General features: G+C 48.3%; 10 protein-coding genes. 3 read left to right on the top strand and 7 right to left on the bottom strand.

All coding sequences use genetic code 11. From position 1 onward, the window contains the following. Positions 1–9 precede the first annotated feature (9 nt). Entirely contained in the window at positions 10–1950 is a 1941-nt protein-coding gene (gene csrD / locus BEB42_RS04090; protein ID WP_001241406.1) for an RNase E specificity factor CsrD, read from the bottom strand. A 151-nt stretch (positions 1951–2101) separates the two neighbouring features. Here csrD and acuI point away from each other — a divergent pair, with 151 nt between their 5' ends. The 3 genes from acuI to accC all read left to right on the top strand — a co-directional run bounded on the left by acuI (position 2102) and on the right by accC (position 5887). Next, on the top strand, positions 2102–3076 hold the full coding sequence (gene acuI / locus BEB42_RS04085; RefSeq protein WP_001148460.1) for an acrylyl-CoA reductase (NADPH): 975 nt from the start codon (positions 2102–2104) through the stop codon (positions 3074–3076). 980 nt (positions 3077–4056) lie between these two features. After that, positions 4057–4527: an acetyl-CoA carboxylase biotin carboxyl carrier protein gene (accB, locus tag BEB42_RS04080; protein ID WP_000354622.1), complete on the top strand. Its 471-nt coding sequence runs from the start codon at positions 4057–4059 to the stop codon at positions 4525–4527. A gap of 10 nt (positions 4528–4537) precedes the next feature. Continuing rightward, complete coding sequence (gene accC, locus BEB42_RS04075) at positions 4538–5887, top strand: acetyl-CoA carboxylase biotin carboxylase subunit (RefSeq protein ID WP_000884620.1); 1350 nt, start codon at positions 4538–4540, stop codon at positions 5885–5887. 91 nt (positions 5888–5978) lie between these two features. Here the strand turns inward: accC and BEB42_RS04070 are convergent, their stop codons facing one another. The 6 genes from BEB42_RS04070 to BEB42_RS04045 are packed head-to-tail and all read right to left on the bottom strand — an operon-like array spanning position 5979 to position 12336. Continuing rightward, complete coding sequence (locus BEB42_RS04070) at positions 5979–7025, bottom strand: aldose 1-epimerase family protein (protein ID WP_105267177.1); 1047 nt, start codon at positions 7023–7025, stop codon at positions 5979–5981. Next, entirely contained in the window at positions 7022–7984 is a 963-nt protein-coding gene (locus tag BEB42_RS04065) for a sugar kinase (protein ID WP_000048617.1), read from the bottom strand. Before BEB42_RS04065 ends, BEB42_RS04070 begins: the two co-directional genes overlap by 4 nt. A gap of 21 nt (positions 7985–8005) precedes the next feature. Next, positions 8006–8995: an ABC transporter permease gene (locus tag BEB42_RS04060; RefSeq protein ID WP_105267176.1), complete on the bottom strand. Its 990-nt coding sequence runs from the start codon at positions 8993–8995 to the stop codon at positions 8006–8008. After that, positions 8996–10495 (bottom strand): sugar ABC transporter ATP-binding protein, encoded by a 1500-nt coding sequence (locus BEB42_RS04055; protein WP_105267175.1) that lies wholly within the window; start codon positions 10493–10495, stop codon positions 8996–8998. It lies immediately after the preceding gene. Between the two features lie 60 nt (positions 10496–10555). Then, positions 10556–11446 carry a substrate-binding domain-containing protein gene (locus tag BEB42_RS04050; RefSeq protein ID WP_001361192.1) on the bottom strand — a complete coding sequence of 297 codons (891 nt, stop codon included), beginning with the start codon at positions 11444–11446 and terminating at the stop codon, positions 10556–10558. Positions 11447–11481: 35 nt separating this feature from the next. Then, on the bottom strand, positions 11482–12336 hold the full coding sequence (locus tag BEB42_RS04045) for a tagatose bisphosphate family class II aldolase (RefSeq protein ID WP_000275531.1): 855 nt from the start codon (positions 12334–12336) through the stop codon (positions 11482–11484). Positions 12337–12531: the final 195 nt, after the last annotated feature.

Genomic DNA, 12531 nt, shown 5'->3' with positions numbered 1-12531 from the left:
AACGGCAGGTTAAACCGAGTATCTTTGTGAATATTTTTTCACGTTAGTATCAAGTGGCTGTGAGGACGCGAAAAAATCCCCTTGCCCACCTGTAACACCGCGCTGAATCAGGGTCTGCCACTCGCTTCGCGAACGCACGCCGGTGGCGTAAACCTGGGTGCTGGTCCCGGAGCAGGCTTCCACCAGGCTTTGAACCAGCAGCTGATTCTCCGTTCGCTTCTCAATGTTTCTGACCAGCCCCGGATGGAGCTTGAGTAACTCAACATTAAGTTCTTTGATCCAACTGGTGCTTACCAGCGTCAAACCAGCCTGGTTGACGGCTACCCGCACCCCTAAAGCATTCACTAAACGAATAACAGGTTGTAAACGACTGATATGTTGACCTACATCGGCCTCTGCAAGTTCAATAATTATGCGTTTTCGTTGCGATCTTTCACATTGCATTAACGTATCGCGCAGCCAACGCTGAAAACGCGGGCGAATCAGCGACTCAACGGTAACCTGAATCGCCAGATTTTCCTCCGGCCAGTAACGCAATAGTGGAATAAGACGGCTGATTTGCAGGCGGTCATACTCTTCCGATAAGCCAAATTGTAAGACCATCGGCATATACTCCGCCGAGCTAACCTCTTCATTACCATCGAAGATGCGGCACATGAGTTCTCGATGATGAACCTGACCTTCGCGAGTAACCGCCGGTTTTTGATAAAGGCGCGGGCCGCCGCGACTGAGCATTTGCTCGATAAGCGTACGCCAGCGAACATTACCGCGTCCTTTTTCAGGCAACGAGTCATCGTAAATAGCCCAGCTATTGCCGCCCTGCAATCCCGCATTACGCGTGGCAGACTCTGCATGTTCCATTACCTGCTCGGTATCCTGACCACTACGCCAGGCACAGATACCAATGTGGATCATATCGTCGCGATCGAGCATTTTATTATTCGGCAAGGTATCGACGGCTTTGATTAACTGACTGGCTATGCTCTCAGCCTCTTTTAACGTCCGGTGCGGCAACAGCGCAGCAAAATCACTGCGGTGGTAACGCGCCAGCAGTGCGCCAGGGTAGCGCATCATAAATGTCGACAGCAGATTCGTCAGAGTGAAGAACTGTTCTTCAACCTGGCTGTGCCCCCAGGTATCGCTCAACATATTGAAATCCGGTAGACGAATCATCATCACGATCCCGTGGGTACCTACTTTCTCCTGATCTTCCAGTAACGTTGCTAACTGATTATCGAAGAAGAGTCGGTTATTGAGGCCGGTTTTCATGTCCTGGGCGGCATAAGAGCGGATCAGCGTATCAAGACGGCTGTGTTGTTCGCGTGCGTTCTGAATTTCACGAAGCAGCGTATCCAGCGCACTGCTGGTTCTGGGCGGCCATTCATAGATGGTTCCCAACACATTAGAGCCACGCTCACCGTTTAAGATACGAGTAGCCCGGGTTTCCAGCAATTCTTGCCCGGCAAGTTGCCGTTGTAACCAGCGTACCGCCAGGAAGAGCATAAGAATGATAAAGCCAATCGCCCCCGTGAGCGGCGCGGTGGTCATCAACGAATGGAAATAGTTGCCCATCGGATCCTGATAAACCAGACGCAGCGACATCCCCGGATGCTTTATCAACGGAACGCTCAGTTCGCGAAACAGATCGCTGGTGCCAACCGGACGATAACTACCATTTCTGGCGAGGGTATAAACCTGTTTATCACCATGCAGCAGGTCTACACGAACGATATCTGCTGACATCATTAATTCGGTAATTTGTGGCCTTAATGCGCTGAAGTCATTCGACACAAGGTGGGTATCAATCGCCGTCGCCACCGCCTGAACGCGATGACTAAACTTATACTGAATGGCGTTGTAGAAACTTAGCGAACAGCCCAACAAAGTCACAAAAATTGTTAACCCGGTGAGCAGCGTAACAAAGGCCGAAAATTTCGTCGTTAATCTCATCCTTGTGTTAACTCCGATAGTGAGGAAGCGGGCATACTAGCAAATCAGATTTATCTCGCAATTTATTGCGCTTCATCGGCTTTGCTTTTCCATTAGCGAGTATAGTCTTCAGAAATTATTTTCCAATCCATCATGCACATGAGGACCACTTATGCAGGCGTTACTTTTAGAACAGCAGGACGGCAAAACTCTCGCATCGGTACAGACTCTGGACGAAAGTCGCCTGCCGGAGGGCGATGTCACGGTTGATGTTCACTGGTCGAGCCTGAACTACAAAGATGCGCTGGCAATTACCGGTAAGGGAAAAATCATCCGTAATTTTCCGATGATTCCTGGGATCGATTTTGCCGGAACTGTACGCACCAGCGAAGATCCGCGTTTTCATGCCGGTCAGGACGTATTACTCACTGGCTGGGGCGTTGGTGAAAACCACTGGGGTGGGCTGGCGGAGCAGGCGCGAGTGAAAGGTGACTGGCTGGTTGCCATGCCGCAAGGGCTGGACGCGCGTAAAGCAATGATTATCGGTACTGCCGGTTTTACCGCCATGCTGTGTGTGATGGCGCTGGAAGATGCCGGTGTTCGCCCGCAGGACGGCGAGATTGTCGTAACGGGTGCCAGTGGTGGCGTCGGCAGTACCGCCGTGGCGCTGCTGCATAAGTTGGGTTATCAGGTCGTTGCCGTTTCCGGTCGCGAAAGTACCCATGAATATCTGAAAAGTTTAGGTGCCAGCCGTATTCTCCCTCGCGATGAGTTTGCCGAATCCCGTCCTCTGGAAAAACAACTCTGGGCTGGGGCAATTGACACCGTTGGCGACAAAGTGCTGGCGAAAGTGCTGGCGCAAATGAATTATGGCGGCTGCGTGGCGGCCTGTGGTCTGGCGGGTGGTTTTACTCTGCCAACCACGGTCATGCCATTTATTCTGCGTAATGTCCGTTTACAGGGGGTGGATTCAGTGATGACGCCACCAGCACGCCGCGCACAAGCCTGGCAGCGACTGGTCGCCGATTTACCGGAATCATTCTATACCCAGGCGGCAAAAGAGATATCTCTGGCAGAGGCACCGAAATTTGCCGAGGCCATCATTAATAACCAGATCCAGGGTCGCACGCTGGTCAAGGTTAACTAACCATTTAGCAGGGAATAATAAGAGAGGGAACTCATTTTGAAATCATTATTCAATCGGTTAACGGGAAAAGCGGTTAGCCGGACAGCTTTCGTCGAACATCTTGGTCATGAAGTTGTACAACATCATCCAAACTGGAAAGTCATGATTTCGACTGACCATAAATTGATGCGCATTGTTACTCCACTAAACAGCCATTATTGATACGCCTCCGTCGCCTGTTAGGTTTATGGTGCTTTGCCAGGGCGACGCGCTACGCTTAACCTGTTACTGATTTCTGGTACCATGGGGTGAATAATCTGATTTTATTTGATTATAAATTAACCACTCAAAACTATTTGATGCTGAGCATTGTCAGTTTGTTGATTTTGCGCGCTTTAGCATTCATGTTTATCCAGACGATGCAGTGAAAATTGGGCAATCCCCAGCAACCGCTGCGTAATGTCGTCTATCTTGTCGCGATCCTGGCATCCCTACATTATTTGTGGTCTGTGAAGATTATCTCATTGCAGCCCCTCATCTTCGCAGGGCTGGCTTTACAGCTTTTAGCCTTACGTTATAAGAAGTTCCGTCGACGATAGCGCTAATTTCGTGAATTGTGCGGCTTGTTGCAAATTACACGGTGTTGAAGGTTATTTACATGTTAGCTGTTGATTATCTTCCCTGATAAGACCAGTATTTAGCTGCCAATTGCTACGAAATCGTTATAATGTGCGACCTCGTCCTCCCTGACGCAGTTTTTGCGCTGCGGAAAAGGTGACATTGGCGCAACGAAGGTATATTTTGTTTTTTGCCGGAGGATAGCAGCAGATCGCTGCACAATGTCCGTCAAGTCTAAACATTGACACTCTGGGGCAAAATAGACCGGCGTCCCGGCCTGCTGGAATTTATCGCTATGCATACAGCTGTCGGGGCATACGCTTTACAGACGGCGGTGAAACGCCTGTCACAATCACACTAAACAAAGAGTACGGAACCCACTCATGGATATTCGTAAGATTAAAAAACTGATCGAGCTGGTTGAAGAATCAGGCATCTCCGAACTGGAAATCTCCGAAGGCGAAGAGTCAGTACGCATCAGCCGTGCAGCTCCTGCCGCAAGTTTCCCTGTGATGCAACAAGCTTACGCTGCACCAATGATGCAGCAGCCAGCTCAATCTAACGCAGCAGCTCCGGCGACCGTTCCTTCCATGGAAGCGCCAGCAGCAGCGGAAATCAGTGGTCACATCGTACGTTCCCCGATGGTTGGTACTTTCTACCGCACCCCAAGCCCGGACGCAAAAGCGTTCATCGAAGTGGGTCAGAAAGTCAACGTGGGCGATACCCTGTGCATCGTTGAAGCCATGAAAATGATGAACCAGATCGAAGCGGATAAATCCGGTACCGTGAAAGCAATTCTGGTCGAAAGTGGACAACCGGTAGAATTTGACGAGCCGCTGGTCGTCATCGAGTAACGAGGCGAACATGCTGGATAAAATTGTTATTGCCAACCGCGGCGAGATTGCATTGCGTATTCTTCGTGCCTGTAAAGAACTGGGCATTAAGACTGTCGCTGTGCACTCCAGTGCGGATCGCGATCTAAAACACGTATTACTGGCAGACGAAACGGTCTGTATCGGTCCTGCTCCGTCAGTAAAAAGTTATCTGAACATCCCGGCAATCATCAGCGCCGCTGAAATCACCGGCGCAGTAGCAATCCATCCGGGTTACGGCTTCCTCTCCGAGAACGCCAATTTTGCCGAGCAGGTTGAACGCTCCGGCTTTATCTTCATCGGCCCGAAAGCAGACACCATTCGCCTGATGGGTGACAAAGTATCCGCAATCGCCGCGATGAAAAAAGCGGGCGTTCCTTGCGTACCAGGTTCTGACGGCCCGCTGGGCGACGATATGGATAAAAACCGCGCCATTGCAAAACGCATTGGTTACCCGGTGATTATCAAAGCCTCCGGCGGCGGCGGCGGTCGTGGTATGCGTGTAGTACGCGGCGACGCTGAACTGGCACAATCCATCTCCATGACCCGTGCGGAAGCGAAAGCCGCTTTCAATAACGACATGGTTTACATGGAGAAATACCTGGAAAATCCTCGCCACGTCGAGATCCAGGTACTGGCGGACGGTCAGGGCAACGCTATCTATCTGGCGGAACGTGACTGCTCTATGCAGCGCCGCCACCAGAAAGTGGTCGAAGAAGCACCAGCACCGGGCATTACCCCGGAACTGCGTCGCTACATCGGCGAACGTTGCGCTAAAGCGTGTGTTGATATCGGCTATCGCGGTGCAGGTACTTTCGAGTTCCTGTTCGAAAACGGCGAGTTCTATTTCATCGAAATGAACACCCGTATTCAGGTAGAACACCCGGTTACTGAAATGATCACCGGTGTTGACCTGATCAAAGAACAGCTGCGTATTGCTGCTGGTCAGCCACTGTCGATCAAGCAAGAAGAAGTTCACGTTCGCGGCCATGCGGTGGAATGCCGTATTAACGCCGAAGATCCGAACACCTTCCTGCCAAGCCCGGGCAAAATCACCCGTTTCCACGCACCTGGCGGTTTTGGCGTGCGTTGGGAGTCTCATATCTACGCGGGCTACACCGTACCGCCGTACTATGACTCAATGATCGGTAAGCTGATTTGCTACGGTGAAAACCGTGACGTGGCGATTGCCCGCATGAAGAATGCGCTGCAGGAGCTGATCATCGACGGTATCAAAACCAACGTTGATCTGCAGATCCGCATCATGAATGACGAGAACTTCCAGCATGGTGGCACTAACATCCACTATCTGGAGAAAAAACTCGGTCTTCAGGAAAAATAATTTGTGACGCGCGGTGTTTTCATCGCGCTTAGCAAAGAACGTAATCAACGCCGGGCCTGTTAACGCTGCCCGGCGTTTTTATTGCCGTTAGCTAACGGTAGCTTGCAATTTCCGCTTTCAACGCGCTAATTTCAGCATCGCCATCAACAATTCCCAGCTCAAAGCAGTATGTCTTTGTTTCCCCTGGCTCTATAAAGGGCAGACGCCCCTGCGCTCGTTCTTTATCACGACCGTCAGGAAAACTATTGCTGACCTCCAGCCCCATAACATATTCACCCGCGCCTAAATTTTTCCACTGGATAAAGTTGGGTAGCTGCATGGTGTCGAATTTCTCGTAAATTCCCCACCCCAGTTCGGCGTTCACCAGCGCAACTTTACTCATCCCCTGACTGTCGCTATTCAACGTGAGATAGTAAACCTGCTCGTCAAAACCGGGCTGTGGGGTACAAATCTCCAGATGACTGGTTAACCCTTCCGCCGCATGCGGGGTTCGTGGCGTTACGCTTTTAGCCGACAGCAAGATTTCTGCCTGTGGCGATAATAAAGGCCAGCCGTAATTAAAGTGATAAAGAATTTGCAGCGGCTGGCGGGTGAAACCATGATTAGTCACCTTGTCTTCAATGCGCAGCACATTTTCGCCATAGCGGCAGCGAATGGTCCTTTCCAACGTCAGATTTTCACCGAACAATCGCGTTTCCCGTAATTTGCCATTGATGACAAATTCAATGCCGTCGTCGGTCCGTTCTGTGCGATACCCCACCTCTTCTGCTGGAGTCGCAGCCAAACGCCCGTGTAACCCCAGCGTTTCTCCGTTATCCTCACAGGGCGTGCCAATGTAGCTAAGTCCGCAGGTAGTCAGTAACCCCGCGTAGAAGCTACGTAAAAACCCGTTGCCCTGAGACTCAAAAAAAGCGGGGGCAACAATGCCGTTGGGGGTGATAAAAGAGAGCGCAGTGTCCTTGTAGCTGGCCCATGCAATATCCAGCGCGCGATCTTTTACCACCGTAAATGCCAATCCCGCACCAGTACGGACATCAAACGCTTCTGTCCCCTTTGATCTGCCACTACGTAACTCATAGTGTTTAATTCCGGCAACCTGCGAGAGATCGCCAATCCACGACCAAATTTCGTTTTTCATTGTGCTGCTTCCCGAATGGACATGTCATGGCGCTGGATGAACGCTTCGATTTCCGCAAGGCGAGACGTTCCCTCCATTGGGCCACGTCGGGTTACCGCCAGTGCACCGCAGGCGTTGGCATATTGTAATGCCCGATGGGCGTCAAACCCTAGCTGGCGGCAGGCAATCCACGCGCCACCAAAGCAGTCTCCCGCACCGGTCGGGTCAACTTCTTCCACCGGATAGCTCTCAACATGAAACTGCTCATTCGCGGAGTAGTAACTGGCACCTTGATTGCCGCGCTTCACAATCACCTCTTTAACACCTTCTTCAAGAAAACCAGCGATTGCACGCTCCGGTGTCGAGTGTGGCGACAAGAGCAACACTTCTCCCTCGCTGGGCATATAGATATCTGTTAACTCAAGAACAAAGTGGAGGGCGTCACGCATTTCTGGAATATCGAGCATCTCTTTCCGAATATTAGGGTCGAAAGAAATAACGCCACCATTCTCCTTTACAATGGTTACCGCTTTCTTTACTGCGTCTACCATATGGAATGAAAACAGGGATGAACCCATAATATGAAAATGGGTACAGTCCTTCAGAATATTTTCATCAACATGCTGCGCCGATAATTTACCGCAAGCGGCATTCTTGATATTAAAAATAAAATCGCGATCGCCAGAGTTATGATAAGTAACAAAGGCACTACCGGTGGCTTCCAGAGGTAAGACTGAAATCCCCCTGATATCCACACCGTCAGCAGCCAGACGATGTATATTAATATCACCAAAGCCATCATTCCCCACACAGCTAATGATGCCGCACGGAACGCCAAGACGTGTCACCTGGTCGATAAAAATAGCGGGCGCACCACTGGGATAAGGGCCGTTCCAGATACCTGGTTGATCAAATGGCTGGCCGATTTTACTCGCCATAATTTCAACCAGAATTTCTCCAATTGTGAAGACCTTACTCATATGATTAATTCCTTGAAATGATTAGCTGCGTTTTCTTTTATTTCTTACGTCAAAATAAACGGCTACAAGAATGACTAATCCTTTAACCACCATCTGGTAAAAATAGGGAACATTCATTAAGTTCATGCCATTATTAATAACGCCGATGGTTAATGCGCCGATCACCGTCCCCACCACCGTTCCATAGCCGCCGTTCAGGCTGGTGCCTCCCAGTACAGCCGCGGCAATAGCATCCAGTTCGTAGCTCAACGCGGAATTCGGTTGCCCGGAATAGAGGCGTGAGGCGAGGATCATCCCGCTGATACCTGCCAGCACTGCAGTAATCATAAAGACTTTAATTTTCAAGCGGGTGACATTTATCCCTGAATAGACTGCCGCTTCTTTATTACCACCAGTGATATAAATTTTTCGTCCAAAGGTTGTTTTAGTAAGGATGAAATGATTAATCAGCAATAAGATCATTAATATCCAGATAGGAATCGGTATATAGAGAAATTCTCCATTCCCCAGCGCCAGAAAGGCATCATCTTTAATCATGATGGGCATACCATCGGTCACTATATAAGCGATACCACGGAAGATCCCCATTGTAGCAACGGTGACAATAAACGAAGGGATACCCGCTATAGCCGTCAAGCCACCATTTATCATCCCCAGAGCCAGGGCTGCAATAATGGATAATGGGACCAATAAAATAAATGGAATTCCCCATGAAGCCCCAAGCGCAGCAAATGTGCCAATCAATGCAATGGTTGAACCGACCGATAAATCAATATCGCCAAGCAAAAGCACATAAGTCATTCCATAGGCGGTAATTGCAATTATCGAAACCTGAAGAATAATATTAGTAATGTTATTGGCAGTAAAAAAACTGTCATTAATAAGACTGAACAGAATGATTAACACCACCATTCCACTGAGGATACCGCCATATTGCCTGAAGACTTTTTTAAAATTATTTGCAATGGGAATTTCCGAAGATTTCGGACTGGCAAGAGTTTTCTCTGTCATTTAACGTACTCCTGTTGCAGCGGTCATTACCTGTGTCTGCGTTAAATTTTCACATGAATAAATATCGGCAATCGTTTTATTACGCATTACCACCAGACGATCGCTAAGTGCCATGACTTCTGGCAGTTCAGAGGACACCAGAATAATTGCTGTCCCTGCCGCAGCCAGTTGACGTATCACGTTATAGATTTCAAATTTTGCGCCGACATCCACTCCGCGCGTTGGCTCATCGAGCAATAAAATACGCGGAGTCTTCTCCAGCCACTTCGATAACACGATTTTCTGTTGATTACCGCCGCTCAGCGCTCCCACTGCCTGATGTACAGAACTCACTTTAGTGTTCATTCTGGCAATAGATTGCAGCGTCTTCGCCTCTTCTTGTCGGTGATTGATGAGTCCCATCCGCGAAGCGTTATATTGAAACGCCACGTGGTGCGTGTTCATATTGACGTCGTGCATCAGCACTAACCCTTCTTCCTTGCGGTTTTCGGTCACAAATGCAATGCCATGATCAATGGCCTGTTTGGGATTAGCGATCCTGACTTCCTTGCCATCGATCAACACAGTCCCGTGATACGAAACGAGGCCAAATAGCGCCTTCATCACATCGGAACGCCCGGCCCCCACCAGGCCAAAAAATCCGAGGACTTCCCCCGGACGCACAGCGAAACTGACCTCTTTAAAAAGCGAAGGATGGGAAAGGTTTTTTACTTCCAGTTTTGCAGGAACATTTTCATCCGGCTTTTCCCCAAGACGTGCTGGCCAAATATTTTTCATTTCCCGACCAACCATTTGGGCAATCAAATGCTGGATATCACTGTTTTTCTTTTCATGCGTAGCGATATACTCACCGTCGCGGATCACCGAAATATCATCTGAAATCCGCATAATTTCATCCATGCGATGAGAGATATAAATAACCGCACAACCTCGCTGCTTTAATTTCTCAATAATGTTAAACAGAATCTCTGCTTCATTATCACTTAGCGAAGATGTCGGTTCATCCATAATCACGACATCTGCTGCATAGCTTAAGGCTTTGGCAATTTCTACCAGTTGCCTATGTGCCATCGACATATTGCCGACCATTTCCAGCGGATCCAGTGGGATGCCCAGTTCCGTGAGGAGACTCTGGCAATCTGCGAGCATTTTTTTATCGTTAATAATGCCAAAACGTCGCGGTTCATTATTGGCATAAATATTTTCCGCCACGGTCATATTATTACTCAGGCTCAGTTCCTGAAAAATAATCGCAATCCCTAACTGGCGAGAATGCTGCGGATTATTAATGGTGATGGTTTCACCACGTAGTGTTATCGTTCCCTGGGTTGGCGGATAAACACCGGCGAGTATTTTCATTAATGTCGATTTACCGGCACCATTCTCACCTAATAAAGTATGTACCCGCCCTTTACGTAAAGAGAGTGTAATATCTTTTAATGCCTGAACATGACCAAATGTCTTCGCAATATGCGAAACATCAAGAATAACATCCGTCATAATGACCTCGGTGTCACAACAAAACGTCGATAACGTTTTGTTGTGAAATGAAGATGTTTATTATTTACCTGTATAAACGCCGGGTTGTACCGGGATCATTTTTTCTACCGGTTTACCATTGAGGTGATCAACAGCGGCATCAATGGCTTTAGCACCCATTTGATCGGGATATTGCCGAATCACGGCCGCAAACGTTTTTTCACTGTCAACGGCATCACGCGCTTCTTTCATGCCGTCAAAACCAATGATTTTGATGTTGTCGTTATGCGCAGATTTCGCTGCGATAACCGCTGCCAACGCCGCATCATCACCAAAGCCAAACAGACCATTCAGGTTGGCGTTGGCCTGCATAATGTTTTGCGCAGTCGTTAACGCTTCAGCCCGCGTTATACCTGGCTGTTCAGCAACAATTTTAATATCCGGTGTCTCGCTTAACCCTTTCTTAAAACCATCAACGCGCGCAACCACCGATTGTAGTGCCGGATAAGAAATAATGGCTACAGTACCTTTACCATTCAAAAGTTTGCCCATTAACTTGCCTGCTTCAACGCCTCCCGCATAGTTATCGGTCGCAACGTGCGATACGACCGGAACGCCTTCCGCAGCGACGTCAACGGTGATAACGGGAATACCGGCCTTATCGGCTTTAATTATCGCCGCCTGGACGCCTTTCGAATCAACCGGAGAGATAATAATGGCATCCACTTTTTTAGTAATAAAATCCTCAACATCAGAAAGTTGTTTGTTTAAATCCTGATTGGCAATAGAGACACTTAAATTGACATTGTCTTTTTTTGCCTCTTCTTTCATGGCATTCGCAAGATCAATATAGAAAGGATGTTGCTGTGTTAATAATGACGCACCAATTTTATACTCTTTTGCCAATGAACTTTGCGAGAATAATGCCAGGCTCACCAACATAGCTGAACCAAGTAATTTAATATTTTTCATAAACAATCCTCATTGTTTTTGTAGGGTACAACGTCTTAAATTTTTCCTTCACTGCCACAGACGCCAATAATGCGGGTTACAACTTCCTTCATAGCGGCCTTTGCCGGCTGCATATAATGACGAGGATCATTTGCCGCTGGATTGTTGTAGAAATATCCTTTTAATGCATCGGCAAACGCAATTTTCAATTCTGTCGCGACATTTACTTTACAAATACCGTGGCGAATACAGAGCTGAACGTCCTGTTCCGATAGGCCTGAAGCTCCATGCAACACCAGCGGAATTTCCACCAGCTGGCGAATTTGTTCCAGCCGCACAAAATCCAGACGTGGTTCATGCGCATATAAACCATGTGCAGTGCCTATTGCTACCGCCAGAGAGTCAATTTGGGTACGTTGAACAAACTCTGCAGCTGCGGCTGGTGAGGTATAAGCTGAATCTTTTTCATCCACCAGCAGATCGTCCTCCTGACCGCCAAGACGCCCTAGCTCGGCCTCAACGCTAACATCAAAGCGATGGCAAAAGGCGGTAACTTCTTGCACTCGCGCAATGTTGTCTTCAAATGGCAAATGGGAACCATCAATCATGACAGAACGGATCCCTGCGCGGACCTTGTTAAAAATGTCATCACACTCTTCATGATGATCGAGATGCAGGACTAACGGTAGGTTGTACTCGCGAGCCAGCGATTGTACTAACGAAATCAAACTTCCCACGCCGCCATAACGATAAGTACCCGGTGTTCCCGCCAGCATAACGGGAGAGCGAAGTTGTGCAGCGCTCTCAACAACTACCTGTAAAGTTTCAAGGTTATGAATGTTGAAAGCAGGGACGGCATATCCCTCTGACTGGGCTTTTTTCAGCATGTTTTTGCTTGAAATGATGTACATCGCAGCTCCTGATATTTGTCGTTCACCTTACAAAATGAAGAAAGAGAATCTTCACTTTCATTTTGAAAGCAAACTAGCACAGCAAAAGCGGTAAAAAGCGTGATGCATGTCGAATATCATCAAAATAACTTACAAAAAATAACTTAATTTATTTTTCACTTTGAAAATGAAACCAATGATGCCTTTGGACAGATA

Origin of the sequence: Escherichia sp. MOD1-EC5990, assembly GCF_002965285.1 — a bacterium.
Lineage (GTDB): Bacteria > Pseudomonadota > Gammaproteobacteria > Enterobacterales > Enterobacteriaceae > Escherichia > Escherichia coli_F.
The sequence above is the reverse complement of the archived record's forward strand: the minus strand, read 5'-3'. Positions and strand labels throughout refer to the sequence as shown.

Coding starts and splice junctions, on each gene's coding strand:
- csrD (WP_001241406.1), bottom strand. CDS start 1,950: ATGAGATTAACGACGAAATTTTCGGCCTTTGTTACGCTGCTCACCGGG.
- acuI (WP_001148460.1), top strand. CDS start 2,102: ATGCAGGCGTTACTTTTAGAACAGCAGGACGGCAAAACTCTCGCATCG.
- accB (WP_000354622.1), top strand. CDS start 4,057: ATGGATATTCGTAAGATTAAAAAACTGATCGAGCTGGTTGAAGAATCA.
- accC (WP_000884620.1), top strand. CDS start 4,538: ATGCTGGATAAAATTGTTATTGCCAACCGCGGCGAGATTGCATTGCGT.
- BEB42_RS04070 (WP_105267177.1), bottom strand. CDS start 7,025: ATGAAAAACGAAATTTGGTCGTGGATTGGCGATCTCTCGCAGGTTGCC.
- BEB42_RS04065 (WP_000048617.1), bottom strand. CDS start 7,984: ATGAGTAAGGTCTTCACAATTGGAGAAATTCTGGTTGAAATTATGGCG.
- BEB42_RS04060 (WP_105267176.1), bottom strand. CDS start 8,995: ATGACAGAGAAAACTCTTGCCAGTCCGAAATCTTCGGAAATTCCCATT.
- BEB42_RS04055 (WP_105267175.1), bottom strand. CDS start 10,495: ATGACGGATGTTATTCTTGATGTTTCGCATATTGCGAAGACATTTGGT.
- BEB42_RS04050 (WP_001361192.1), bottom strand. CDS start 11,446: ATGAAAAATATTAAATTACTTGGTTCAGCTATGTTGGTGAGCCTGGCA.
- BEB42_RS04045 (WP_000275531.1), bottom strand. CDS start 12,336: ATGTACATCATTTCAAGCAAAAACATGCTGAAAAAAGCCCAGTCAGAG.